This window comes from Shewanella sp. 4t3-1-2LB (assembly GCF_017368415.1).
Classification (GTDB): Bacteria; Pseudomonadota; Gammaproteobacteria; order Enterobacterales; family Shewanellaceae; genus Shewanella; species Shewanella fodinae.
This window is the reverse complement of sequence record NZ_JAFNJD010000013.1, coordinates 1-23,000: the sequence shown is the minus strand read 5'-3', so window position 1 is coordinate 23,000 and position 23,000 is coordinate 1. Positions and strand designations below refer to the sequence as shown.

25 protein-coding genes are annotated in these 23,000 nt (G+C 48.9%); 12 read left to right on the top strand and 13 right to left on the bottom strand.

What is annotated here, in order from left to right; all coding sequences use genetic code 11:
• The first annotated feature begins 58 nt into the window (after positions 1 to 58).
• Together pyrD and J3L11_RS06780 are read left to right on the top strand one after the other, a co-directional pair.
• Positions 59 to 1,087, top strand: a complete 1,029-nt coding sequence (gene pyrD, locus J3L11_RS06785) for a quinone-dependent dihydroorotate dehydrogenase (protein WP_207570561.1) — start codon at positions 59 to 61, stop codon at positions 1,085 to 1,087.
• Positions 1,088 to 1,281: 194 nt separating this feature from the next.
• A complete protein-coding gene (locus J3L11_RS06780) occupies positions 1,282 to 1,815 on the top strand; it encodes a cell division protein ZapC (protein ID WP_133039127.1) in 534 nt (177 codons plus the stop codon).
• A gap of 60 nt (positions 1,816 to 1,875) precedes the next feature.
• Here the strand turns inward: J3L11_RS06780 and hisIE are convergent, their stop codons facing one another.
• Genes hisIE through hisG form a run of 8 tightly spaced genes read right to left on the bottom strand, consistent with a single transcriptional unit; the run spans position 1,876 to position 9,070 of the window.
• Positions 1,876 to 2,532: a bifunctional phosphoribosyl-AMP cyclohydrolase/phosphoribosyl-ATP diphosphatase HisIE gene (hisIE, locus tag J3L11_RS06775; RefSeq protein WP_207570560.1), complete on the bottom strand. Its 657-nt coding sequence runs from the start codon at positions 2,530 to 2,532 to the stop codon at positions 1,876 to 1,878.
• A gap of 12 nt (positions 2,533 to 2,544) precedes the next feature.
• Positions 2,545 to 3,336, bottom strand: a complete 792-nt coding sequence (gene hisF / locus J3L11_RS06770) for an imidazole glycerol phosphate synthase subunit HisF (protein WP_189616145.1) — start codon at positions 3,334 to 3,336, stop codon at positions 2,545 to 2,547.
• Positions 3,318 to 4,055 carry a 1-(5-phosphoribosyl)-5-[(5-phosphoribosylamino)methylideneamino]imidazole-4-carboxamide isomerase gene (gene hisA, locus J3L11_RS06765; RefSeq protein ID WP_207570559.1) on the bottom strand — a complete coding sequence of 246 codons (738 nt, stop codon included), beginning with the start codon at positions 4,053 to 4,055 and terminating at the stop codon, positions 3,318 to 3,320. The genes hisF and hisA overlap by 19 nt, the downstream gene beginning before the upstream one ends.
• Positions 4,052 to 4,699: an imidazole glycerol phosphate synthase subunit HisH gene (hisH, locus tag J3L11_RS06760; RefSeq protein WP_207570558.1), complete on the bottom strand. Its 648-nt coding sequence runs from the start codon at positions 4,697 to 4,699 to the stop codon at positions 4,052 to 4,054. The genes hisA and hisH overlap by 4 nt, the downstream gene beginning before the upstream one ends.
• The gene (hisB, locus tag J3L11_RS06755; protein WP_207570557.1) at positions 4,699 to 5,766 is read right to left on the bottom strand and encodes a bifunctional histidinol-phosphatase/imidazoleglycerol-phosphate dehydratase HisB; all 1,068 of its coding nucleotides are present in this window, start codon (positions 5,764 to 5,766) and stop codon (positions 4,699 to 4,701) included. Before hisB ends, hisH begins: the two co-directional genes overlap by 1 nt.
• A gap of 42 nt (positions 5,767 to 5,808) precedes the next feature.
• Entirely contained in the window at positions 5,809 to 6,861 is a 1,053-nt protein-coding gene (gene hisC, locus J3L11_RS06750; protein ID WP_207570556.1) for a histidinol-phosphate transaminase, read from the bottom strand.
• Positions 6,858 to 8,165: a histidinol dehydrogenase gene (gene hisD / locus J3L11_RS06745; RefSeq protein WP_207570555.1), complete on the bottom strand. Its 1,308-nt coding sequence runs from the start codon at positions 8,163 to 8,165 to the stop codon at positions 6,858 to 6,860. The genes hisC and hisD overlap by 4 nt, the downstream gene beginning before the upstream one ends.
• A gap of 5 nt (positions 8,166 to 8,170) precedes the next feature.
• A complete protein-coding gene (gene hisG, locus J3L11_RS06740; RefSeq protein ID WP_133039134.1) occupies positions 8,171 to 9,070 on the bottom strand; it encodes an ATP phosphoribosyltransferase in 900 nt (299 codons plus the stop codon).
• Between the two features lie 442 nt (positions 9,071 to 9,512).
• Here hisG and J3L11_RS06735 point away from each other — a divergent pair, with 442 nt between their 5' ends.
• Positions 9,513 to 11,429 carry an ATP-dependent DNA helicase gene (locus tag J3L11_RS06735; RefSeq protein WP_207570554.1) on the top strand — a complete coding sequence of 639 codons (1,917 nt, stop codon included), beginning with the start codon at positions 9,513 to 9,515 and terminating at the stop codon, positions 11,427 to 11,429.
• A 116-nt stretch (positions 11,430 to 11,545) separates the two neighbouring features.
• Here the strand turns inward: J3L11_RS06735 and hemB are convergent, their stop codons facing one another.
• Entirely contained in the window at positions 11,546 to 12,571 is a 1,026-nt protein-coding gene (gene hemB, locus J3L11_RS06730) for a porphobilinogen synthase (protein WP_189616161.1), read from the bottom strand.
• 311 nt (positions 12,572 to 12,882) lie between these two features.
• On the opposite strand from hemB, the gene tsaB reads away from it, so the two are divergent.
• The 6 genes from tsaB to rnd all read left to right on the top strand — a co-directional run bounded on the left by tsaB (position 12,883) and on the right by rnd (position 18,615).
• On the top strand, positions 12,883 to 13,596 hold the full coding sequence (gene tsaB, locus J3L11_RS06725; RefSeq protein ID WP_189616163.1) for a tRNA (adenosine(37)-N6)-threonylcarbamoyltransferase complex dimerization subunit type 1 TsaB: 714 nt from the start codon (positions 12,883 to 12,885) through the stop codon (positions 13,594 to 13,596).
• Positions 13,597 to 13,631: 35 nt separating this feature from the next.
• On the top strand, positions 13,632 to 13,934 hold the full coding sequence (locus J3L11_RS06720; protein WP_133039137.1) for a hypothetical protein: 303 nt from the start codon (positions 13,632 to 13,634) through the stop codon (positions 13,932 to 13,934).
• Positions 13,927 to 14,652 carry a M50 family metallopeptidase gene (locus J3L11_RS06715; RefSeq protein ID WP_133039138.1) on the top strand — a complete coding sequence of 242 codons (726 nt, stop codon included), beginning with the start codon at positions 13,927 to 13,929 and terminating at the stop codon, positions 14,650 to 14,652. The genes J3L11_RS06720 and J3L11_RS06715 overlap by 8 nt, the downstream gene beginning before the upstream one ends.
• Positions 14,653 to 14,682: 30 nt before the next feature.
• A complete protein-coding gene (locus J3L11_RS06710) occupies positions 14,683 to 15,570 on the top strand; it encodes an alpha/beta hydrolase (RefSeq protein WP_207570553.1) in 888 nt (295 codons plus the stop codon).
• Between the two features lie 193 nt (positions 15,571 to 15,763).
• Entirely contained in the window at positions 15,764 to 17,437 is a 1,674-nt protein-coding gene (gene fadD / locus J3L11_RS06705; RefSeq protein WP_189616168.1) for a long-chain-fatty-acid--CoA ligase FadD, read from the top strand.
• A gap of 68 nt (positions 17,438 to 17,505) precedes the next feature.
• Positions 17,506 to 18,615, top strand: coding sequence for a ribonuclease D (gene rnd, locus J3L11_RS06700; protein WP_207570552.1), 1,110 nt, complete (start codon positions 17,506 to 17,508; stop codon positions 18,613 to 18,615).
• A 56-nt stretch (positions 18,616 to 18,671) separates the two neighbouring features.
• Here rnd and minE read toward each other — a convergent pair whose 3' ends face one another.
• From minE to minC, 3 genes are read right to left on the bottom strand one after another with little or no spacing between them, the layout of a single operon-like run.
• Positions 18,672 to 18,929 (bottom strand): cell division topological specificity factor MinE, encoded by a 258-nt coding sequence (gene minE / locus J3L11_RS06695; RefSeq protein WP_133040066.1) that lies wholly within the window; start codon positions 18,927 to 18,929, stop codon positions 18,672 to 18,674.
• Positions 18,930 to 18,936: 7 nt separating this feature from the next.
• Positions 18,937 to 19,743 carry a septum site-determining protein MinD gene (gene minD / locus J3L11_RS06690; protein ID WP_207570551.1) on the bottom strand — a complete coding sequence of 269 codons (807 nt, stop codon included), beginning with the start codon at positions 19,741 to 19,743 and terminating at the stop codon, positions 18,937 to 18,939.
• A gap of 26 nt (positions 19,744 to 19,769) precedes the next feature.
• Positions 19,770 to 20,435 (bottom strand): septum site-determining protein MinC, encoded by a 666-nt coding sequence (gene minC, locus J3L11_RS06685; RefSeq protein WP_207570550.1) that lies wholly within the window; start codon positions 20,433 to 20,435, stop codon positions 19,770 to 19,772.
• A gap of 120 nt (positions 20,436 to 20,555) precedes the next feature.
• Between minC and J3L11_RS06680 the strand changes: the two genes are divergently transcribed.
• From J3L11_RS06680 to J3L11_RS06670, 3 genes are read left to right on the top strand one after another with little or no spacing between them, the layout of a single operon-like run.
• The gene (locus tag J3L11_RS06680) at positions 20,556 to 20,843 is read left to right on the top strand and encodes a YcgL domain-containing protein (protein WP_133040063.1); all 288 of its coding nucleotides are present in this window, start codon (positions 20,556 to 20,558) and stop codon (positions 20,841 to 20,843) included.
• A 10-nt stretch (positions 20,844 to 20,853) separates the two neighbouring features.
• Complete coding sequence (locus tag J3L11_RS06675) at positions 20,854 to 21,825, top strand: lytic murein transglycosylase (protein ID WP_207570549.1); 972 nt, start codon at positions 20,854 to 20,856, stop codon at positions 21,823 to 21,825.
• A 27-nt stretch (positions 21,826 to 21,852) separates the two neighbouring features.
• Positions 21,853 to 22,293, top strand: coding sequence for a YcgN family cysteine cluster protein (locus J3L11_RS06670; protein WP_189616176.1), 441 nt, complete (start codon positions 21,853 to 21,855; stop codon positions 22,291 to 22,293).
• Between the two features lie 28 nt (positions 22,294 to 22,321).
• Here J3L11_RS06670 and dsbB read toward each other — a convergent pair whose 3' ends face one another.
• Entirely contained in the window at positions 22,322 to 22,831 is a 510-nt protein-coding gene (gene dsbB / locus J3L11_RS06665; RefSeq protein ID WP_207570548.1) for a disulfide bond formation protein DsbB, read from the bottom strand.
• Positions 22,832 to 23,000: the final 169 nt, after the last annotated feature.

The following is a 23,000-nucleotide window of genomic DNA, read 5'->3' as shown; positions in this document are numbered from 1 at the left end:
TAATAATAACAAGAGCCCTGGCATCTGCCGGGGCTTTTTTTAGGTCTTAGGAGAATACATGTTTTATAAACTCGCGCAAAAGGTGATGTTTCAGATGGACCCGGAAATGGCACATAATTTTGCCATGACCGGGCTGAAAGCCACCGCCAACAATCCTCTCAACTGCTTTTATGCTCAGAAAATTGCAACTGCGCCAGTTGAATTTATGGGGGTGACTTTTCCCAACCCGGTAGGGTTGGCGGCAGGTATGGATAAAGATGGTGAAGCGATTGATGCCTTTGCAGCGATGGGATTTGGCCATATTGAAGTTGGTACAGTAACGCCTCGGCCACAACCGGGTAATGACAAGCCGCGACTGTTTCGTATTAAACCCGCAAAAGCGATCATCAACCGTATGGGGTTTAATAATAAGGGGGTCGATAACCTAGTTAAAAACCTGCTGGCGCGAAAATCCAAAGCTGTCGTTGGCGTCAATATTGGCAAAAATAAAGACACGCCAGTTGAGCAGGGGAAAGATGATTATTTGATCTGTATGGATAAAGTTTATCCATATGCTGACTATATTGCGGTAAATATTTCCTCTCCCAACACTCCAGGTTTGCGCACTATGCAATATGGTGAATTGTTGGAGGATCTGCTTGCGAGTCTTAAAATTAAACAGAAAGTGTTAGCTGAACAGTATAAAAAGTATGTACCTGTAGCGCTGAAAATTGCACCAGATTTGTCTAAAGATGAAATAGAGAAAATTGCTGATGCACTTATTCGCAATAAGTTTGATGGCGTGATAGCGACTAATACGACATTAAGTCGTGATGGTGTCAGTGGCCTGGCTAATTCTAATGAAACAGGCGGTCTTAGTGGCAAACCCTTAAATGAGTTGTCCACTAAAGTCATTAGGCAATTAGCACAATGTCTTAATGGTCAAGTGCCTATTCTCGGGTGTGGAGGTATTTTAAGCGCTCAGGATGCAATGACAAAACTAGATGCGGGGGCGCAGTTGGTGCAAATCTATTCTGGGTTTATTTATCAGGGACCAAAGCTGATAGAAGATATTATTGAAGCATATCGATCCAGAATAGCCAAATAAGATCCAATAGATGAAATATGATCAAAAAGGATCGTTATTCGATCCTTTTTTAGTTTAGTAGATCGGTTAACTTATTTTAGATCTGCAATATTAATTATTGAAATGTTGCGCAGAATATTTAAACTATATTTTGCTATTGAATAAAATATCATCTACTATCTGCCCATAATAATAAAGGTCGGTTGGATTACGCTATGTTATTAATGCCTGAAAGTTGCTGGCAATGGCAATATAACGAATCTCACGGGGTTCTGGGTATTACCCTGGGCTCAGAGTTAGAATTTCTGACCCCTTATAAACCCAAAACCTTAATTCCGGATGCGCTGGGTCAGCTCGAATTCAGTGTGGAACATGCCAGATATTATATTGACCTGCTCGACAGCCTCAGTAAACGTCTGTCACTGCCGGATGCGTTTTTGGTGCAGTTAGCATTAAATGCTACCGCCGCTTGCTTTTTACAGAAGCCACAGATGCCTAAATCTTGGTTCTTTGAAAGTAGCGATGTTTGTGTTTACAGTGAGCCGGGTAAGCTGTTCAACTTGAAGTGCCACGGTGAGCGCTTGTTGGTGTTGGTGGTTGAGACTAATCTGCAGGCTTCTACCGTGATGATGTTGGATCATGAATACATGTTGAGTGATGTGAAATCACTGCAAAAGTTTGAAACCATTAAAGTGATGCACGATCGCTTGTTTGCACTGCGAGCTCAGCAACAGATAGTTGCCGCGTAAAACTGATGATGAAAAACCACAAGGCGATCTTGATAAGATCGCCTTTGTCGTTTTATGCACTCATTTACCGGCTTTCTGATGGCGTAACGCCAGATTGGCATTAATGTCCGCCAGAGACAGATCCTGATCTTCCAAGAGTACAAACAGATGATAGAGCAGGTCTGAGGCTTCATTGACCAGTTCAAACTTGTCATGGGTTGCTGCCGCCAGTGCTGTTTCCAGTCCCTCTTCCCCAACTTTTTGCGCGATCCGTTTGGTGCCTCGGGCAAACAGTGACGCGGTGTAACTGGTGGTAGGATCTGCATTTTTTCGGCCGTGGACTACCGCCTGTAATTGATGCATAAAGGGGTGAACGTCACCGTCCCAGCAACTCTCTGTGCCTTGATGGCAGGTGGGGCCAGTGGGTATCGCCTGCACCAGCAATGAATCGCGGTCACAATCCATGGCGATAGACACCAGTTGCAAATGGTTACCTGAGGTTTCGCCTTTGGTCCACAACCGTTGTTTACTGCGGCTATAGAAGGTCACCAAACCTTTAGCAAAGCTGGTTTGCAGTGCGTCTGGGTTCATATAGCCCAACATCAGCACTTTGGCGGAGTGAAAGTCCTGCACCACGGCAGGTACCAGTCCCTGTTGTTTATCCCAATCCAGTTCATTGAGCAATGTCTGTTGCTGTGCTGGCGTCATGGTACAAGAGGGGGTTTCTGATTGAGTCATGTTACTTCCTGTTTATGCTTGCAGCGGTTGGTCGTTGCGGATACAGATACCCGCGTCACGCAAATACTGTTTTAACTCTGGGATTGGGATAATCCCTTTGTGGAATACGCTGGCTGCCAATGCCGCATCGACGTTAGCATCTAGAAACACCTCGCGAAAATGTTCCATAGTGCCTGCACCACCGGAGGCGATTAACGGCACGTCGCAAACGCTACGTACCTTGGATAATTGATTGATGTCATAACCTTGGCGTACACCATCCTGATTCATAACGTTGAGTACTATCTCGCCGCAGCCTTGCGTTTGTGCTTCTTCTACCCAATCCAGCGTGTACCACTGGGTATCGCGGGTGGCGGCTTCATCTCCAGTAAACTGTTTCACTTTATAACTGTCGCTAGCGGCATCATAGAAGGAGTCGATACCGACCACAACACACTGACGGCCAAACTCATCGTGTAAACGGCGGATGAGACTGGGATCAGATAATGCCGGAGAGTTGATGGAGATTTTATCGGCACCAAACGCCAGAATTTCTCGGGCTTGCTCGATGGAGCGGATACCGCCAGCGACACAGAAGGGGATATCTATCTGCTGTGCTACCCGGCTGACCCAGGACTTATCCACTGTGCGGTCGTGAGCACTGGCAGTAATATCATAAAACACCAGCTCATCGGCACCTTCTGCGGCGTAACGCTGCGCGAGTGGCACAATATCACCGACAATTTCATGGTTACGGAATTGCACGCCCTTGACCACTTTTCCGGCTTTGACATCCAGACAGGGAACTATGCGTTTGGCCAACATTGGATTGCCTCCGTGACGGTAAATTGTTGAGTGAGTAACGCTTTGCCGATAATAATGCCACTGACACCACTGTCGCGTACGGCGGCAACATCGGTTAATGAGGCGATACCGCCCGATGCCTGCCAGCGAATTTTAGGATAGCTGCTGGCTAACTCATGATAGAGCGCATTGTTCGCACCTGTCATGGTGCCATCGCGGCTGATATCGGTCACCAGCGCATGTTTGAGACCCAATGGTGTAAATTCAGCCACTAGCGATTCCAGTGTTTTACCGCCACCACTTTGCCAACCGGAGACCGCTACGACTTTATTGCCGTTTGCGTCAATATTGACATCCAGTGCCAGACAGATGCGTTCAGCCCCAAACTCGGTAAACCACTGTTTGACTAATTCGGGCTGTTTCACCGCTAATGAACCAATCACTACTCGGTAAACCCCTGATTGCAGCAACTCCTTTACTTGCACATGACTACGGATACCACCGCCAACCTGTAACGGTGTCTGTAGTCCGGCGACGAGTTTGGCAATCAATGCGGTCTGGCGTTTTTGCGGATCTTTCGCACCGGTAAGATCCACCAGATGCAGCAATTTAGCGCCTTGGCGTTCGTAGGATTGCAACTGTTCCAAAGGGCTATAAGCGAAAGTGGTCTGTTGCTCATAGTCGCCCTGATAGAGGCGCACCACCTGACCATCAATCAGATCAATGGCGGGAATAATCATGCGGCACCTCCGCTGAGCGTTGCTTTGGACATTTTCAGAAAATTTTGCAGAATGCGACTGCCAACGGCGGCACTTTTTTCCGGATGGAACTGCACCCCCATAAAATTGCCGTTGGCAATAGCGGCGCTAAACGGCTCACCATAGTCACTGAGGGCGATACTGTAATCGCTAACCGGGGCGCAAAATGAATGCACAAAATAGACGAAGTCGCCTTCGCTAACCCCCGCAAATAACGGATGTGGTTGCTGATTTTTCTGTACTGGTGATAACTGATTCCAGCCCATGTGCGGCGTTGGCAGTTGCTGGGTATCGAGTTCACGCACAGACGTAGGAATTAATCCCAGACACTGCGTATCTTGATCTTTTTCGCCACGTTCAGTGGAGTATTCGGTCATCAGCTGCATGCCCAGACACACGCCAAGCACCGGCTGCGTTAGGTTTTGGATCACTTCCACTAAGTGTTTTTGGCGGATGGACTGCATGGCCGCTGGCGCACTACCGACACCCGGCAGGATCACTCTGGTGGCAGCCGTGATCACCGCAGGATCATCGCTGACACTGACATCGGCACCTAGCCGTTCAAAGGCAAAACGCACCGAGCTGAGATTGGCACAGCCAGTATCAATAATGACAGTTTCGCTCATCACAAGACTCCTTTACTTGAAGGCAGGGCATCACCTTCTACCCGAATGGCTTGTCTTAGTGCTCGGCCCAGAGCTTTAAACAGCGCTTCTACCTTGTGGTGCTCGTTGTCGCCATCGCAGCCAATGTGCAGCGTACAACGTAAACCATCGGCAAAGGAGCGGAAAAAATGCGGTACCATCTCGGTGGACAGTTCGCCCACTTTGTCACGGTTAAAGTTGGCGTTGAACTTAATAAACGGCCGCCCCGAGAGATCGAGCAGACATTCACCTCGGGCTTCATCCATCGGCAAGCTGAAACCGAAACGGCCGATGCCGCGTTTGTCTCCCAATGCCTGCCTTAGGGCATCGCCTAACGCCAATCCGGTATCTTCCACGCTATGGTGATCATCAATGTGCAGATCGCCTTTGACCTGCACGCTTAAACGGAAATTGCCGTGGGTGGCAATCTGATCCAGCATGTGATCAAAAAAACCAATTCCAGTATTGATGCTGTTGTGCCCGGGATTATCTAAATCTACGGTGACACGAATATCCGTCTCCCGCGTAGTCCGCACCACTTCGGCGCTGCGGTGGCGCGATAGCAATTCATTGGCGATTTGTTGCCAGCCTAATACATCACGCTGATATTGAAAGCTTTTCAGCCCCATGGCATCCGCGAGTGCTACATCAGTGGCCCGATCACCAATCACTGCCGAACGAGTAAAATCAATTTTACCGCTGATGAGGTAGTCTTTTACCAATCCCAGTTTGGGTTTGCGACAACTGCAGTTATCACCGGGAAAGTGTGGACAGATAAGCACATCGTCGAAGGTCACGCCTTGGCTGGTGAAAATCTGCATCATCAGATTATGAGGGGCATCAAAATCGGCTTGCGGGAAAGCCTCTGTCCCCAGACCATCCTGATTGGATACCATCACTAGCTTAAAACCGGCGTTTTGCAATTTGAGCAACGCCGGGATCACCTGTGGCTCAAATACCAATTTGTCGAGTCTATCGAGTTGTTTATCAATGGCTGGCTCTTCCACCAGCGTACCGTCACGGTCAATAAAAAGTATCTTTTGGCTCATGGGTTTACCTTGTACCGGTTGGCCGGTATCTGTGTAGGGCGGTTAATTCAGAATGTTTTCCAGTGTCGCGATTATCAGATCTGTTTCATGCCCATCGCTGTAGCTAAAGCGTATAGCGTTGAGTAATCGGGGATCTTTGTAAGCTCTGGCGACAATACCGGCATCTTTAAGCCCTTGGGCTACCGTTTGGATGTCCTCAAAATATGCTTGTACAAAGTTCGCGCCACTTGGCAGCACTCTGGCTCCCAGTTGTTCCAGACATTCTGCCAGCCGCTGCCCTTGCTGTTTCAGCAGTTTGACATCGGCACGCATCTGGGTGACGCCTTCAGCACTGAGGGCTTGCTCTGCCAGTAGCGACACCGGTAACGGAACCGGGTAGGGGGCAATGACGAGCATAATCATGGCGATGATATCGGCGGAGGCTAAGGTAAAACCGCAACGTGCGCCAGCTAATGCAAACGCCTTGGAAAGTGTTCGCAGGATCACCAGATTAGGGTATTTGTCGAGCAGGTTAACCACTGAGTATTCTGGACTGAATTCGATATAGGCCTCATCGACCACCACCAACTGTTCAGGCAATGTCTCTAGGACTTTCTCAATAACGCCGGGGCTAAGTAAGGTGCCGGTAGGGTTATTGGGATTACAGATATACACCAGCTTACAACCTTTCACTGCACTGAGATCGTCTGGCAATCCATAGTCTGCTGTCAGCGACATCGAAACTACGCCAACATTAAAAGTACGAGCGCTGATGCCATACATGCCATAAGTGGGGCCGAACAGTGCGATGCTGTCCTTACCTGGAATACAGAAAGTACGGATCAATAGCTCAATGGCTTCATCGGCACCGCGGCTGCACACTATACGCTGACTAGCAACGCCTACATAACGGCTGTAAGCTGCAATGAGCGCTGGTGGTTGACATTCCGGATAGCGGTTCAACCGTGGCAAATCTGTATGATTGAAAGGACTTTCATTGGCGTTGATCCAGATATCCCCATGCCCACCAATACGACGGGCACTCTGATAGGGCTCAAGTGTCAAAAGTTCTGGACGCGCCAGCCGCTGTGCCAGATTCAACGTTGACGCACTCATTTGACTTCTCCAGCAGCATTAAGGGTGGACAGACGCAAAGCCACGGCATTTTTGTGTGCCTCTAACTGTTCGGCTGCTGCGAGTGTCATAACGGTATTACCGAGTCTCAACAGACCATCAGCCGATAATTCCTGCACCGTAAAGCGCCGACAGAAGTCGGCTAAAGATAAGCTGGAGACCGTACGGCTATAACCGTAGGTAGGTAATACATGATTAGTGCCGCTGGCATAATCACCCACGGATTCAGGCGTATAGGGGCCGACAAATACAGAACCTGCGGCGCGAATACTCTTGAGTAATTCACGTGGTTGCTGAGTTTGCAAGATCAAGTGCTCAGGGCCATAACGGTTGGATACCTGAACCGCTTGCTGCATATCTCTAACAATCAATGTTCTGCTGCAAAATAACGCTTTGCGGGCGATCTCTGCCCTTGGCAGTGTTGCCAGCTGACGTTCAACTTCCTGAGCCACCGCTCTGGCAAGGGGGTCACTGTCGGTAACCAGCATCACCTGCGAATCAGGGCCATGCTCAGCCTGAGACAACAGGTCAGCGGCAACGAATACCGGATTGGCCTTGGCATCGGCAATCACGAGCACTTCAGATGGCCCCGCCGGCATATCAATGCTGACACAGGCTTGATTATCACGGGAAACCTGGCTTTTTGCTTCAGTCACATAACGGTTGCCTGGGCCAAAAATCTTGTCTACTGGGGTAATTGATTCGGTGCCAAACGCTAGCGCTGCAATCGCCTGCGCGCCACCGACTTGATAAATTTCATTTACGCCACACGCGGTTGCGGCATACACAATAGCATCATCGATTGGCGGCGGACTCACCAGTACGCGACGCTCACAACCGGCGATATTGGCGGGCAAAGCCAGCATCATCACGGTAGAGATCAAGGGTGCGCTACCGCCGGGGATGTACAGCCCGACCGCTGCAATCGCTTCACTGTGAAGTTCACAGCGGATCCCCGCCTGTGTCTCCAACGAGATTGTGCCGGGTTTTTGCGCTTCGTGAAAACGACGGATATTAGCCATTGCTGCTTGAATCGCCGCTTTCAGTTCATCACTGACCCGCGCTGATGCAGCGTTGATATCTGCGTCAGATAGCCGAATATCTTGAATCTCTGTTTTGTCAAAGCGGCGGCTGTATTCGCGTAGCGCCGCATCACCACGTTGCCGTACGGTACTAATAATTTCGCTAACCTGCTGCTCCAACGTGTTGTCACCCACCAGTGGCGAACGGCGCAGTGAAGCGGTTTGTGCTTCATTATCAAGTTGATTCCAGTTGAGGGTTTGCATCAGGATCACCCCATCATTTTTTCAATTGGCATTACCAGAATGGAACTGGCGCCCAATGCCGTCAACTGCTCCATGGTATCCCAGAACAGATCTTCACTGCTGACGGCATGCACCGCCACCCGACTGCTGTCATTTTTGAGTGGTAGTACCGTTGGGTTTTCAGCGCCTGGCAGCAAGGCAACCACTTGTTCCAGCGCATCCACGGGGGCGTGGAGCAGAATGTATTTGCTACCGCGTGCTCGAATAACGCCATTGATGCGACTCATCAACGTATCGATGAGTAACTGTTTTTCTTGGGATTGTGTTTGCTGAGACTGAATAATGCAGGCCATTGAGCGGTAAATAACTTCAGTTTCATACAGGCCATTAGCTTCCAGTGTTGCCCCAGTAGATACCAGATCGCAAATGCCATCAGCAAGTCCGGCGCGAGGCGCCACTTCCACCGAACCTTTTAACAGACAGCTTCGAAAACTTATGCCTTTATTTTGCATAAAACGGCGCAGTAAATTGGGGTAGGAGGTTGCAATCCGCAAACCTTCTAAGGAGTACGCATCTTGGTAAGCAAACTCTTTCGGAACCGCCAGTGATAAACGGCACCCCCCAAAATCCAGTTGTTTTAGCTTCTGATATTCAGAGGGCATCCCCAGACTCTGGCGTTCAATTTCTTCCTCTTCCAGCACGTTTTCACCGATGATACCGAGATCAACTACGCCATCCATCACTAGCCCTGGAATGTCATCGTCACGAACCCGCAACAGATCAATTGGCATGTTATCAGCGTGGGCTATTAGCCTTTGTTCGTTAACGGTGAATTTAACACCACATTTTTTCAGCAGTTTCTGTGATTCTTCGGACAAACGTCCGGATTTCTGGATGGCAATTCTTAATCGGTTTGATGCAGTCATGCTGGTGATTTCCTGATTGTTGATTCAAAAATTTTAACGCTAAAAACAAAACACCCCCGGAATTCCTTCCGGGGGTGTTAAGTCGTTTGAATCAACCGCCAGAAGGAATATACCTCCGGCAGTCAGCTCCGAAGGCTACCGCTCGTGGTGATGATGGTGGATAGCAAACTGAAGCTGGTTCATTAATTCATTTCCTAAATTTGGTTCAGATGACGTTTATTGAAAGGCAACGTCAATATGGGAGTTAAGCTAATCTCTTTATTCCGCATTTGCAACAATTAATTTTCAAATTTTGATTTTGCATCATCATGCACTTTACAGCCGATTAATCGGAGAGAGTAAAAACAATCGGCGGTGCGGCTTGCTGTGACCCTAGAATTGAGGATAATGCCCTTTGACAATCAGTTCCCTAAGTGCGCGGAGATTCACCATTAGCCGTTTAATGAAAGAAGTCAATTTGGCGTTTTCTCAAGCAGGTGTGTTGGCGCGTGGGATCTCAGGTTATAAACCGCGACCACAACAACTGCAAATGGCGCAGGCAGTTGCTGAAACGTTAGATCGCCCTGCTGGGAAATTGGTGCTGGAAGCGGGAACCGGTGTTGGCAAGACCTTTGGTTACCTGATACCTGCGCTGTTGTCTGGTAAGCAAGTGATAGTGTCTACTGGTAGTAAAAATCTGCAGGAACAATTGTTTTACAAGGATATTCCGGCGCTGTTAGCGATGCTGGACATCGCCCCCCAAATTGCCTTACTTAAAGGGCGTAACAATTATCTGTGTCAGCTACGACTGCAACAGCAGCTGGACAGTGCGCAAAGTCTGGAGAGTCAAACGTTAGACGATTTGCTGCGACTGCAGCAATGGGCGGCTGCCAGTAGTGATGGCGATTTGGGCATGATCGCCACGGTGTCCGAACAGTCGCCAGCGCTCGCCTTGGTGGCATCGACCCGTGAAAGCTGCATCGGTAAACGCTGTCAATTTTATGAGCAGTGTTTTACCCGCAAGGCTCGACTGAAAACCTTAGACGCTAAGATCATCGTCATTAATCATCATCTTTTTTTTGCCGATTGGGTTTTGAAAGATACCGGTTTTGCCGAATTACTGCCAAAAGCGGATATGTTGGTGTTTGACGAAGCGCATCAGCTACCGGACATTGCCGTGAGCTATTTCGGTCAGCAATTGTCGTTGGCTGGTATGGATCGTTTGTTGGCGCGCATTGAAGAGGTTTATCTCAATGAATTGCGCGATACGGTGCAACTTGGCGAGTTGGCTAGGCGCTGTATGAGCCGTTTAGCCGATTGGGCGCAGGCGTGTCTGCAAAACGGACAAAATGACTGGCGGCTATTGCTGGCAGATAAAGTATTAGCGGGGCGTAGCTGGCAGTTGCTAGAGGAGTTTCAGGCGTTACAGCGTTTGTTGTTGGCGCATGTTGGTCGCAGCGAAGCGTTGGATGATTGCTTTGAAAAATGGCTGGAATACTTGGCTAAATTTCAACAATTCCTTGAGTGCGATAACCCCAGTGCCGCCTATTCGTTAGAATTGAGTGGGCGTTTGCCGATGTTGCGAATGGCTCCTATAGATGTGACCCAAGAGTGTATGCAGTTATTTAATGGTGATTGCCGTTGGGTATTTACCTCTGCAACACTGCAGGTTAATCGTGAGCTACGACATTTCGCTAAAGCCTTAGGGCTGACAGATTGTTGTGAAATGATCCTCGATAGTCCATTTGACTATCAGCGCCAGGCACTATTTTGCGTGCCTCGGCAATTAGCGGATGTCCGCAGTGATTCCGACTATCAGCTGCAGCGCTTGCTGAGTATCTGTTTGCAGGCAATAGAGGCTGCCAAAGGGCGGACATTTATTCTGTTTACCAGCCACCGGATGTTGGAGCGGGTGGCGTTAGCGCTGCGGGGGCGTTGTCATTATCCACTGTTAGTGCAGGGCAGTGCGGGCAAACAGAGCCTGCTGAAGAAATTTCGCCAACTTGGTAATGCCGTGTTACTGGGGACTGGCAGTTTTTGGGAAGGGGTAGATGTGCGAGGGCATCTGCTGTCTTGCGTGATAATTGACAAGCTGCCGTTTGTATCACCGGATGACAATCTTTATCGTGCCCGCGCAGCAGAATTGCATAGGCGGGGTGGCGATCCCTTTAATGACATCTCTTTGCCGCAGGCGGTGATTGCCTTAAAACAGGGGTTTGGACGGCTGATCCGCGACGAGCATGATCGGGGCGTGCTTATCCTGTGTGATAACCGCATTGTGAACCGCGCCTATGGCAGTGCCTTTTTGAATTCGTTGCCACCAATGGCCAGAACGCGAGACATCAATAAAGCATTGGCATTTTTACAAGAAATAAAATGAATATTAATCAATTGGATATGTATATCTAATGCTTTATTTTTAGTATTGCTATGAAAATGAATCAAAAAAAATGGGAGGCCACTGGCCTCCCGTTTGGTAACACGTTGTGGCTTACTTTAGACGTTTTTGTCAGCCGCCAGCCATTCAGCAAACTGTTTTGTATAGTAACTGACAATTAAACTGGCACCGGCACGTTTGAAGCCGATAAAGCTTTCAGTCACCACGGCGCGTTCATCCAGTGCCCCAGCCAGTGCGGCAAATTTGATACTGGCATATTCGCCACCCACATGATAAGCCGCCAACGGCAGATCAGTGCGGTCACGCAGACGCGCCAATACGTCCAGATAAGGTGTGCCCGGTTTTACCATCAGGATATCGGCACCTTCTTCTTCGTCCAACAGCGCTTCTACCATGGCTTGGCGCCCATCGGCGCAATCCAGTTGATAACCTTTACGGTTACCCTTCAGTTCGCTGGCTACCGCTTCCCGGAATGGGCCATAAAATGCGGAAGCAAATTTGGCAGAGTGGGCGAGGATAGATACGTTTTCATAACCTGCGGCATCTAAGCCATCACGCATTGCGCGGATCTGACCGTCCATCATGGCGGAAGGCGCCAGCATGTCGGCCCCAGCTTTAGCAGCGCAGATGGCCTGTTTTACCAGATTTTCCACGGTGGCATCGTTACATACATGCACATCATCATGGATGTGTTCAATCACACCACAATGACCATGATCTGTGTATTCACAGAAACAAATATCAGGGATGACGATCATTTCCGGCGCAGTTTGCTTAATGGTGCGTACCATACGGGCTAGCAAACCTTCATCATTCCAAGTGTCACTACCGATTGCATCTTTATGATGGGAGATCCCAAAAGGCATCACATATTTAACACCGAGTTTTTGCAGCTCTTTGATTTCCTGCGCCAACATGGATTCTGGAAAACGGCTGATGCCTGGCAGGGTGCGGATTTCAACCGGGGCAGTGATGCCTTCTTCAATAAAAATCGGGTGGATCAGATCGTCCAGCGAGATAAAGTTTTCCCGGACCATAGCACGCATAGCTTCAGAGGTACGTAGACGGCGCAGACGGCGTAATGGTGCCTTGAAAGTATGAGTGTGATTACATTGATCAGACATGAAAATTCCTTTGTTAGCTGATGAGGCTTGTCACTAAGGCAAACAATTTTAGCTAAAGTTCGCCAATCGCCCCGGAAAATTAGCAAGAGCATAACTGCTAGGCAGATGATGATACTTTGAAACATATCACGAAACATCTCGTGATGGCTGTGGCAGGTCGATGTATATGCGTGAAATGTGAACTACGCAGCTAGGACACGACACCATGCTGCGATTATCGTGCCCGATAAACTTGGCTTGTGGAGATTTGGTGGTATGATCGCCGCCGTCAAAAGTCGGCCGGTGATAGTTTCCCGGCAACCGAGGTCTAGATGAAACCAAATCAAAAGCTACCGCCCGTGGTGTTGGCGCTGGATACCTGCACCGAACTCTGTTCTGCTGCTTTGCAATGGCCCAACGGTCGTCTATCGGTTGCCGAAGAAGCGCCAAGAGAACACAGCCAGCGGTTACTGCCGATGATTGATGGTTTATTGTCGCAAGCCGGATTGACCATGGCAGATGTGGGGCTTATTGCTTATGGCCGGGGCCCCGGCAGTTTTACCGGGATTCGTATCTGTACTTCAATGACACAGGGCTTAGCGCTGGCACGCGATATCCCCGTAGTGGGTATCTCCACCTTGGCGGCGTTGGCGCAGAAGGTGATTGATAGCACATCGGCTCGTTATATTATCAGTGCTATTGATGCCCGTATGGACGAGATTTATTGGGGGTGTTTTGAAGCGGTTGACGGCTTAGCCGTGCTGGTTGGCGAAGAACAGGTAAGCACTCCACAGGCACTGCAGTCACCTTTTGCTGATGCAGAAACTATTTTTGCTTGCGGTAGCGGCTTTGAAACCTATCCGGATCTTATTCTTAACATCGATAACTTGACCTTAGCGGAAAGCGTGAAATATCCTGACGCAGATGCCATGCTTACTCTTGCTGTCAGCGAATGGCAGCAGGGACATGCGACGACGGTTGATCAACTCGCCCCCGTGTATCTGCGTGATACTGTCGCATGGAAGAAATTGCCCGGCAGGGCATAACCGGTGCAATGCAGAGCTAAACTGGCGGTGTGGTCATGAATATTCAGACTGTTTCACTGAACAATACCCCCGATCTGTCACAGGCAGTTGCCAGCAACCGTCCGGTATCTCCAGCACGCGAAAAAGTCGTTAATGCTGTTGCAACAACACCAACAGCCATAGAAAGTCCTGCTGTTGACATTGACCACGATATGGTGGATGCCAAATATCAGGCAAAAGTGGAGTATGAACGGGATACCTCGACCAGCTCTAGTGCCATTGCCACTTATCTGCTAACTCAGCATGCCGAACAGCGCGATAGTATTTCGCAGATGGTTGGCGTTGATGTTTATGCTTGATGTTCGAACCGTGCCATCTTCCCCGTCGTTAATTCCTGGAAAAGCCCAGTTTTTTGTTGAGTTGATTTTAGCGCTGGTGCTGTCCCGTCTGCCTTATGTATCGCTGCCATTTCATTGGCTTGAGAGTTACTTCCATGAACTTTCCCATGCCATTGCCGCGGTTATTTCAGGTGGTGTCGTTAGCCAAATCCGCTTATTCCCCGATGGATCCGGTCTGTGTTTTAGCCAAGGCGGCTGGCCTGTATTAGTCGGGTTTAGTGGTTATACCGGCGCGGCACTTTGGGGAACATTGCTTTTTTTCATGTCTTGTCTGCGACAAGGTATTCGCCAAAGCTATCTGGCTCTTGGGCTGGTGGTATTACTGACGTTGGCATTGTGGGGGCGAGATCTGTTGAGTATTGCCATCATGTTGAGTCTCTCGGTGTTATTTTTACTGCCCCTAAAGCTGACTTACAGTACGTTACTGCGTGGTAGTCTGCGGCTAGTCGCCATGATAGTTATGCTCAACGCACTAGCGAGTCCGGCGGTATTGTTGGGGCTGGGACAACGTGGCGATGCGGCGTTATTAGCGCAGATGACGCTGATCCCTGCGGTGATCTGGGTAGCTCTGTGGTTTGCCGTGGGGCTGGGGGCGTTATATCTGTGTTGGCGGGTTGTTGCTAACCAATCAGCAAAGGCCAAAGGTGTCGCTAGAACGTTGGACAGTGGTAGAAAATGATAAAAATTTGAAGGACGGCCTGACAAACAGATGGAACTATGGCAATCTTCCGGCCCCGTGAACGGGGAGATCGATCTCGGTGAGCAAACGGTTGCAATAAGAGCTTGGGGCGACGCCCATAAACCGCTCTTAGTCGGATTGCACGGTTGGCTGGATAACGCTAACAGCTTTGAGCCGCTCGCTTCTCACTTACAAGCGGATTATCGCGTTCTAGCAATTGATTGGCCAGGGCATGGTTGGTCACCCAGGCGTCCAGGAAATTATCCGTTGCACTGGGTTGACTATCTTTATGATTTGCATCGGTTACTGAATGTTGTCAGTGCCGACACGCCGGTTTACATTGTCGGCCATTCGTTGGGGGGAATTGTTGCTAGCGCATATGCGGCTGCTTATCCCGAGCGAGTCATTGCGTTGGTGTTGATTGAAGCGCTAACCCCTTTGTTTGAAGACATCAGTTACCAGCGATCTCGCTTGCGTAAGAGTTTCCGACAAACTATGGAAAAATCGCGCTTACCGCGGCATTACTGCGAGCTGGAACGGGCAGTTGATTCACGCTGCCGCCTTACGGGTCTTGAACCGCAATGGTGTCGCTTGATCCTGCAACGCAATATTGCACACGATGCGGCAGGCAGCTATTGGCGCACAGATCCGCGGCTTAGAACCGATTCTCCGCAGCGTCTGAGTTTGGCGCAAGTGGAGCAACTGATGCAGGGAATTGCTATACCGTCGCTATTACTGACGGGAACCGAGGGATATGCTTCGCTGGCTGAATTGTTGCCTAAGGTTACGCCGTGGTTTAGGCATTTGACCAAAGTGCAATTGACTGGAAATCATCATTTGCATATGGAGAATGCGGCAAAAGTTGCCTTAGCCATCAAAGACTTCCTAGAACTACCAAATTGCATTGGCAGGGACTAGGCAAAGCTAAAAATTTATGTGATTATGATCAAAATTCAAACGGTCGTATGATTTTTTTATAATCGTGATTTATAGCATCAGAGCCAGGTTTGGCACCGGTTGCTAATTATAAGAACTTAACTCGGTGGTTATCGATAGCGCGCAGTGAGATTGGCTGTGCTGTAACACTGAAGCCGGATTTTAGGAGAGATTTGTGGATCAACCCTGGATTAATAGCTTGCCAGCTGATGTCCCTGCTGAGATAGATGCAGCACAGTTCACCTCCATTTTGGAGATGTTTGAAACAGCAGTGAACAGGTTTGCTGAGCAATCGGCTTTTATTAACATGGGGGCGAGTCTGACCTTCAGCAAGCTGGAGGAGCGTAGTCGAGCCTTTGCTTCTTACCTGCAACATGATCTCGGTTTAAAGAAAGGCGATAAAATTGCCATCATGATGCCTAATCTGTTGCAGTATCCCATCGCTATTTTTGGGGTGTTGCGCGCCGGATTAGTAGTCGTCAATGTAAATCCTCTATACACTCCACGCGAGTTAAAACATCAGTTAGTCGACAGCGAAGCCAAAGCGATCGTGGTGGTGTCCAATTTTGCCAATACTTTAGAGCAGATAGTCGAACAGACGCCGGTAAAACATGTGATTATCAGTGGCATTGGTGATCTGTTGGGGGTCCCTAAGCGTACCTTGGTTAACTTCGTAGTGAAGTACATCAAACATATGGTGCCTAAGTATTCTTTGCCTGGTGCAATCTCCATGCGCAAGGCGCTGCGTGCGGGTAAAGCACACCAATATGTCAAACCGCAAATGGACAGCAAAGACATTGCATTTTTGCAATATACCGGCGGTACTACGGGGGTTTCCAAGGGAGCGATGCTTAGCCACGGGAACGTGGTCGCCAATGTCTTGCAGGCGAATGGCGCTTATTCACCTTTGCTTACAGATGGTGTGGAGAGTGTGGTTACGGCCTTGCCGCTTTATCATATCTTTGCGTTGACGGTGAACCTATTTTTGTTCATGCATAAGGGTGCCAATAACCTGCTGATCACAAATCCCCGAGATATCCCTGGATTTATTGCAGAATTACGGAAATTTCCGTTCACAGCGCTAACCGGGGTAAATACGCTGTTTAATGCATTGTTGAATAATCCAGAATTTGTTGAGTTAGATTTTTCCCGGTTGAAATTGAGCGTTGGCGGGGGCATGGCGGTGCAGCGCGCCGTTGCCGAAAAATGGCAAAAGTTAACTAAGACCAAATTGCTTGAAGGTTATGGGTTGACTGAAGCCTCACCGGTGGTGGCGGGGACTCCGTATAATATTGAAGGCTATAACGGTTCTATCGGTTTACCCATGCCGTCCACTTTGATAGAAGTACGCGACAGTGATGGTCATCCGGTATCTCAAGGACAGGCTGGGGAGTTGTTTGCTAAAGGGCCACAGGTGATGCTGGGGTATTGGAATCGGCCAGAAGAAACCGCCAAAGTTATCGACAAGGATGGTTGGCTGGCAACCGGTGATATCGGTTATATGGATGATAAGGGCTTTTTCTATCTGGTGGATCGCAAGAAGGATATGATCCTTGTCTCTGGGTTTAACGTTTTCCCGAACGAAGTAGAGGAAGTTGTTGCCTTACATCCAGATGTGCTCGAGGTAGCAGCTGTGGGTGTACCACATCCAATCAGTGGCGAACAGGTTAAGATATTTGTAGTGGCAAAAGACAAATCTTTAACCAAGGAAGCACTTATTCAGCACTGCCGTAAGCATTTAACGGGCTATAAGGTGCCAAAACTGATAGAATTTCGCGATGAATTGCCGAAGACCAATGTGGGAAAAATCCTGCGCAGGGAACTTAGGGATGAAGCGAAAAGCGCCTAAGAACTCCAAAAAGCCGGCTCCGAGCCGGTTTTTTATTGCCCTTCGCAGGCACTTCACAGGAGTAAGTTTTGCAAGATTATCTGTATATTGACAGCAGTGCTGCGTTGGCACCGGTGCTGCAGCAGTACCAGCAGAGTGAGCTGTTGGTACTGGATACCGAGTTTGTACGTACCCGCACTTATTATGCCCGTCTCGGGTTGATCCAAGCTTATGACGGTAAAACCTTGGCGTTAATTGATCCGGTCGCTATTGATGACTTGTCAGGATTCTGGTCACTTTTGAGGGCACCGCATATCACCAAGTTGCTTCATTCTTGCAGTGAAGACTTAGAAGTGTTTGCTCATGATGGTGGCATCCAGCCGGCACCATTGTTAGATAGTCAGATAGCGGCGGGGCTTGCTGGCCAAGGGCATGGCCTCGGATATGCCAAGTTAGTGCAGCAATATTTAGGCGTAGAGCTGGATAAAGGTGAATCCAGGACCGATTGGATCCGGCGGCCGCTGACCGAATCGCAGTTAGCCTACGCTGCGAACGACGTGCTTTATCTGTACCGACTATTTCCAGAACTGAAACAAACGCTGCAGCAGCAAGGACGCTATCAATGGGCGTTGGAAGAAAGTGCCAGAATGACCGAAGGGCGGTTGTTGCCGCCTGACAGAGAACTGGCTTATCTGAAAGTTAAAAATGCGTTCCAGCTGTCGACGATGGAGTTGGCCGTGCTACGCGGCTTAGCGGCTTGGCGGCTAGATAAAGCTGTGAAGAAAGATTTAGCGTTAGGCTTTGTGATGAAAGATCATGCACTGATTGCTTTAGCCAAGAAGCAGCCTCGCACGGTTAATGATGTGCTGCGCTTGAAAGATCTGACCGATCAGGAAAAACGTTTTTATGCGCGGGATGTGGTGAATATTATTGCTGATACCGATTATTCCCGATTACCAGAACCGATAGATGTACTGGCGCTTAAACCAGCATATAAAGCAGCGTTTAAACTATTGAAGAGCTGTCTGGAACAGATTGCCACGTCAGCGCAAGTGCCGGTGGAAATGTTGGGTTCCAAACGTCACATCAATGAATATCTCGGATGGTATTGGGATAATCGTCAAGGACAACCTCCCTTGTTGTTGCAAGGTTGGCGTGGCGAATTGGCTGCGGAAACGTTGCAGACACTCAGCCTGTAGCAACGGATAACATAAAGGCGCCGTCTCAGGGCGCCTTTATCATGCCGAAGATCATATCAATGATCTGGCAGGGTAACATTAAGCTCCAGTACCGACAGGTTATCGTCATTCTGATCCAACTGCACCGATACCTGTTCTTCTGAGATCGGCACATATTTGCGGATAACCTGAATAATTTCCTGTTTCATCAACGGCAGATAATCGGGAGTATCCCGTTGTGAGCGCTGATGGGCGACAATAATCTGCAGTCGTTCTTTGGCGGTGGCTGCAGTACTGCTTTTCTTGCTGCTTCTGAAATAGTCAAGTAAAGACATAATTTAGCTACCCAAATATACGTTTGAGGAATCCTTTTTTCTCTTCACTGGTGAAGCGTAAAGGAATATCTTCGCCGAGCAGGCGACTCACAGTATCAGTATAGGCCTGACCAGCGTCGCTCTCTTGATCAATGATGACCGGGACGCCGGAATTGGATGCTTTTAGCACTGCTTGCGATTCTGGGATCACCCCCAGCAGATCGATGGCTAGGATCTCCTGCACATCCTCAACGCTGAGCATTTCACCGGTTTTCACTCGGGCAGGCGAGTAACGAGTCAATAACAGATACTCTTTGATCGGCTCAAGGCTATCTTCGGCGCGGCGACTGCGGCTTTGCAACATTCCCAAAATACGATCAGAGTCGCGAACTGAACTCACCTCTGGGTTGGTGGTGACAATGGCGGTATCGGCAAAGTACAAGGCCATCATTGCGCCAGTTTCAATGCCGGCAGGCGAATCGCACACAATAAATTCAAAGTCTTTTGATAAATCGGCCAGTACTTTTCCTACGCCTTCCTTGGTCAGTGCGTCTTTATCACGTGTCTGCGAGGCAGGTAAAATAAATAACTTGTCACAACGCTTATCTTTGATCAGCGCCTGATTGAGATTAGCTTCACCGTTGATGACGTTGACAAAGTCATAGACAACACGGCGTTCACAGCCCATGACCAAGTCCAGATTCCGCAGACCTATATCGAAATCGATCACCACCGTTTTATGGCCTTTGAGTGCCAGGCCGGTTGCAATCGCAGCACTGGAGGTGGTTTTACCCACGCCTCCTTTCCCCGAAGTGACCACAATAATTTGTGCCATGTGTTGTTATATCCTTTGTATCTGCCTCAGTCGGGCAGCGTTTCGACAATTAATGATTCACCATTCAACCTGATACAGCCACTGCTTTTGGCGCCATGTTGTTGCAGATTTTCTGCCAACCAATATTGCCCAGCGATAGACACTAACTCTGCATCTAACGTCTTGGCAATGATGACGGCATTGTTATCTCCGCTGGCACCAGCCATCGCTTTGCCGCGTAAGGTGCCATAAATATGAATGCTACCATCGGCAATAACCTCGGCGCCATTGCTAACGGCGCCAAAGATCACTAAGTCACCACCCTTGGCATAAATCTGCTGCCCAGAACGGATATTCTGCTTGACGATTTTACAGACCCGTGGAGTCGGTGGTGGCAACGGATTTTGTTTGCCCATCTTCAGGTGCGCAATCCCGAGCGATTCAGCTTGTTGCTGTTGCTGCGCATCTGCGCCGGACACACCGACCAGAATAAGTTGCCGATCAGCCATGGCCTGTTGCAGTTTTGCAAGATCAATAGCTTCACCATTAATTGCACTAAAATTCAATACCAACGGGGCATGGATAAAAAATTGCGGTGCTTGCGCCAGTTTTTTATCCAATTCTTGAAGCAGCAGCGGAAGATCAGTGGAATTAACATGCAGAACAGATAGCGTGAAGGAGGAACCTTTCAGCTCCAAAACTGGTTTTTGCATCCTGGCGGAATTCTCCGGCGTCCGAGCATTAAGCTCACTAACATACAACGTATAATGGGCAACCATGTTATAGTGTCGCCATTTTACTGGCAAGTTATACCCGGGGAATTTGGTGTTCTTATGATCTGTGCTGTATATAAAAGCAGACGCAAAGCCGATACCTATTTATTTATCAGGCAGAAAGACAAATTTGATGATGTTCCAAGTGCGTTGTTGGCGGTGTTTGGACCGCCACAGTTGGTGATGTTGCTTCCTCTTGATAAGCGACAGCATCTGGGCTTGGCGGATATTGCCAAGGTTAAGGCTGAACTGGAACAAAACGGCTATTATCTGCAATTGCCGCCGCCACCGGTCAATCTGCTGCAAGAATTGCTGGCACAGCGTGGCGTGGACGCTGAAACCGATTAAAGGAAGAACTATGGGACGCATTGGGCATCTTTGCAGTTGGTTGATGATAAGTCTTTGTGCAGTTGCACATGCCAATACTGCAGATTTCCCGGCGTTTCTGAAAAAACTGCAACAGCAGGCTCGGGATGCCGGGATTGATGAAGCCACGATGAGTGCTCAGTTTCCTCAAATCAAACTGTTTCGCCGCGCTGCTGCGCCGTCATCAGATAAAGAGCGTTCGTTGGAGCGTTATTTACCTAGCGAGGCGACAGAACAACGAGCACAAGCGGCGAAGACGCTTTATCTGGCACATAAACGCGAGTTTGATGCCCTTGCCCTTAAGTACCAGGTACAACCGCGTTTTGTGTTGGCTTTCTGGGGCATAAGTTCCGATTATGGTGAGCGCGAAACTGCGTATTCGGCGCTGTCAGTAATGGCATCGTTGGCATTTGAGTCTGCGCAAACACCCCCTGATTTATCGGCGTTTTTCGCAGCACTCAAGCGAATTGAGCAGCATAAAAATACGGCGGCAGAATTGCTCAGTGACAGTAACGGATTATTGGGGCAACCACGATTAACCGTGTCAGCATATGACCGCTGTGGCACTGACGGTGATGGCGATAGTAAAGCGGATATTTGGGGCAATGCCTTGGATGTCTTTGCCACAATTGCTCACTGCTTAAACTCACAAGGATGGGATGACAGCCAAACTTGGGGGCGACAAGTCCGCGCGACCAGCAAACTCAAGTCAGCATTGATTGGTGAACAGCACCGGGCAAGTTTTGTGCAATGGCAAGCGGCGGGGGTCAGGCGTTATGATGGTGCGGCTTTGCCTCAGCGTAAAGATATGCAGGTCTCTTTGATCATGCCGGATGGTGTCAACGGCCGGCAGTATCTGATTTATGATAACTACCGCGCATTAAAACAGTTTTTGCATGATGACTATAAGGTGCTGGCACTGGTGCATTTATCTGAAAAGATAAAAGCGCTACAGATAGATTAAGAAATTCACAAAACAGGTAACCCGAGAATGTCGTTCTGGTTGTCAAAAACACTCAATGAGATGACGCAAGATGAATGGGAGCAGCTGTGTGACGGCTGTGGTAAGTGTTGTCTCAATAAACTTATCGATGATGAAACCGATAAGCTGTATTACACCAATGTCGCCTGTAAGCTACTCTCCGATAAGGATTGCAGCTGTATTCATTACTCACAGCGATTTGATTTTGTACCCCAATGTACCGCTGTGACGCCACAGAATATCGCCAGCTTGGATTGGTTGCCAGACAGTTGTGCCTATCGGCGCTTGTATCTGGGACGCCCATTACCTAGTTGGCATCCATTACTGACGGGGAGCAAGAAACAGATGCATAAAAAAGGAATGTCAGTGAAGGGGCGAACCGTTAATGAGACCCGTATTCGTGACCTTGAAGACTACATAGTGACCTGGCCCTTACAGGATATGGATTAAACCGGGAGTTGTATCTCCCGGCCAAGGGCTATTGAGCGCGACGCAGGATCGGCCAGATGTATAGTGCGAGGGCAAACAAATAAGTGGCAAATATCACTATCATCCACTGTGCCATGGTGATGCTGAGAAATGTCCAAGGAATATCGGAGCACATCCCGGTCGGCATAAACATCGATGGCAACCAATCATGTAATTGAAACCATTTGGGAAAGTTCGGGGTAAATGAGCATGTGGCAAACGGAGACGGATCCTGTTGTAATTGATTTAGTCCAATTGCGAGTTTCAATCCCCATGCCGCGCTGATGCCCCAGATTGCGGCTGCTACAACCCGTAACGGCCTAAATGATGGCGCAATCAGACCAACAATTCCCGCCGTTCCCAATCCAAGTACCGCGACTCGCTGGTAAATACACATCACACAGGGATCCAACTTCATCCCATATTGAAAAAACAATGCCGATAATTCCAGCGTTACCGCGCTCAACAATAATACCAGCCAGCTTATGCGGGAATGAGCAAATTTTTGTAATGAAATCAAGGTAGATGCTCCAAATAAAAAGCGCCCAGACATTCATGGGCGCTTGTATGGTTAATTCCGTGTGTTTTTGGGTAAATTGAGACCCACCCTCAACGGCCATTGAGGGTCTTCATGCAGCAGCTCGATTTAGCGCAGGCTCCTTTTACGAGAGACCGGTAACAAGTGTGCA

What these genes read in the sequence shown, in the direction of transcription:
- pyrD (WP_207570561.1), top strand. Translation starts at nt 59, where the DNA reads ATGTTTTATAAACTCGCGCAAAAGGTGATGTTTCAGATGGACCCGGAA.
- J3L11_RS06780 (WP_133039127.1), top strand. Translation starts at nt 1,282, where the DNA reads ATGTTATTAATGCCTGAAAGTTGCTGGCAATGGCAATATAACGAATCT.
- hisIE (WP_207570560.1), bottom strand. Translation starts at nt 2,532, where the DNA reads ATGACTCAATCAGAAACCCCCTCTTGTACCATGACGCCAGCACAGCAA.
- hisF (WP_189616145.1), bottom strand. Translation starts at nt 3,336, where the DNA reads ATGTTGGCCAAACGCATAGTTCCCTGTCTGGATGTCAAAGCCGGAAAA.
- hisA (WP_207570559.1), bottom strand. Translation starts at nt 4,055, where the DNA reads ATGATTATTCCCGCCATTGATCTGATTGATGGTCAGGTGGTGCGCCTC.
- hisH (WP_207570558.1), bottom strand. Translation starts at nt 4,699, where the DNA reads ATGAGCGAAACTGTCATTATTGATACTGGCTGTGCCAATCTCAGCTCG.
- hisB (WP_207570557.1), bottom strand. Translation starts at nt 5,766, where the DNA reads ATGAGCCAAAAGATACTTTTTATTGACCGTGACGGTACGCTGGTGGAA.
- hisC (WP_207570556.1), bottom strand. Translation starts at nt 6,861, where the DNA reads ATGAGTGCGTCAACGTTGAATCTGGCACAGCGGCTGGCGCGTCCAGAA.
- hisD (WP_207570555.1), bottom strand. Translation starts at nt 8,165, where the DNA reads ATGCAAACCCTCAACTGGAATCAACTTGATAATGAAGCACAAACCGCT.
- hisG (WP_133039134.1), bottom strand. Translation starts at nt 9,070, where the DNA reads ATGACTGCATCAAACCGATTAAGAATTGCCATCCAGAAATCCGGACGT.
- J3L11_RS06735 (WP_207570554.1), top strand. Translation starts at nt 9,513, where the DNA reads ATGAAAGAAGTCAATTTGGCGTTTTCTCAAGCAGGTGTGTTGGCGCGT.
- hemB (WP_189616161.1), bottom strand. Translation starts at nt 12,571, where the DNA reads ATGTCTGATCAATGTAATCACACTCATACTTTCAAGGCACCATTACGC.
- tsaB (WP_189616163.1), top strand. Translation starts at nt 12,883, where the DNA reads ATGAAACCAAATCAAAAGCTACCGCCCGTGGTGTTGGCGCTGGATACC.
- J3L11_RS06720 (WP_133039137.1), top strand. Translation starts at nt 13,632, where the DNA reads ATGAATATTCAGACTGTTTCACTGAACAATACCCCCGATCTGTCACAG.
- J3L11_RS06715 (WP_133039138.1), top strand. Translation starts at nt 13,927, where the DNA reads ATGCTTGATGTTCGAACCGTGCCATCTTCCCCGTCGTTAATTCCTGGA.
- J3L11_RS06710 (WP_207570553.1), top strand. Translation starts at nt 14,683, where the DNA reads ATGGAACTATGGCAATCTTCCGGCCCCGTGAACGGGGAGATCGATCTC.
- minE (WP_133040066.1), bottom strand. Translation starts at nt 18,929, where the DNA reads ATGTCTTTACTTGACTATTTCAGAAGCAGCAAGAAAAGCAGTACTGCA.
- minD (WP_207570551.1), bottom strand. Translation starts at nt 19,743, where the DNA reads ATGGCACAAATTATTGTGGTCACTTCGGGGAAAGGAGGCGTGGGTAAA.
- minC (WP_207570550.1), bottom strand. Translation starts at nt 20,435, where the DNA reads ATGCAAAAACCAGTTTTGGAGCTGAAAGGTTCCTCCTTCACGCTATCT.
- J3L11_RS06680 (WP_133040063.1), top strand. Translation starts at nt 20,556, where the DNA reads ATGATCTGTGCTGTATATAAAAGCAGACGCAAAGCCGATACCTATTTA.
- J3L11_RS06675 (WP_207570549.1), top strand. Translation starts at nt 20,854, where the DNA reads ATGGGACGCATTGGGCATCTTTGCAGTTGGTTGATGATAAGTCTTTGT.
- J3L11_RS06670 (WP_189616176.1), top strand. Translation starts at nt 21,853, where the DNA reads ATGTCGTTCTGGTTGTCAAAAACACTCAATGAGATGACGCAAGATGAA.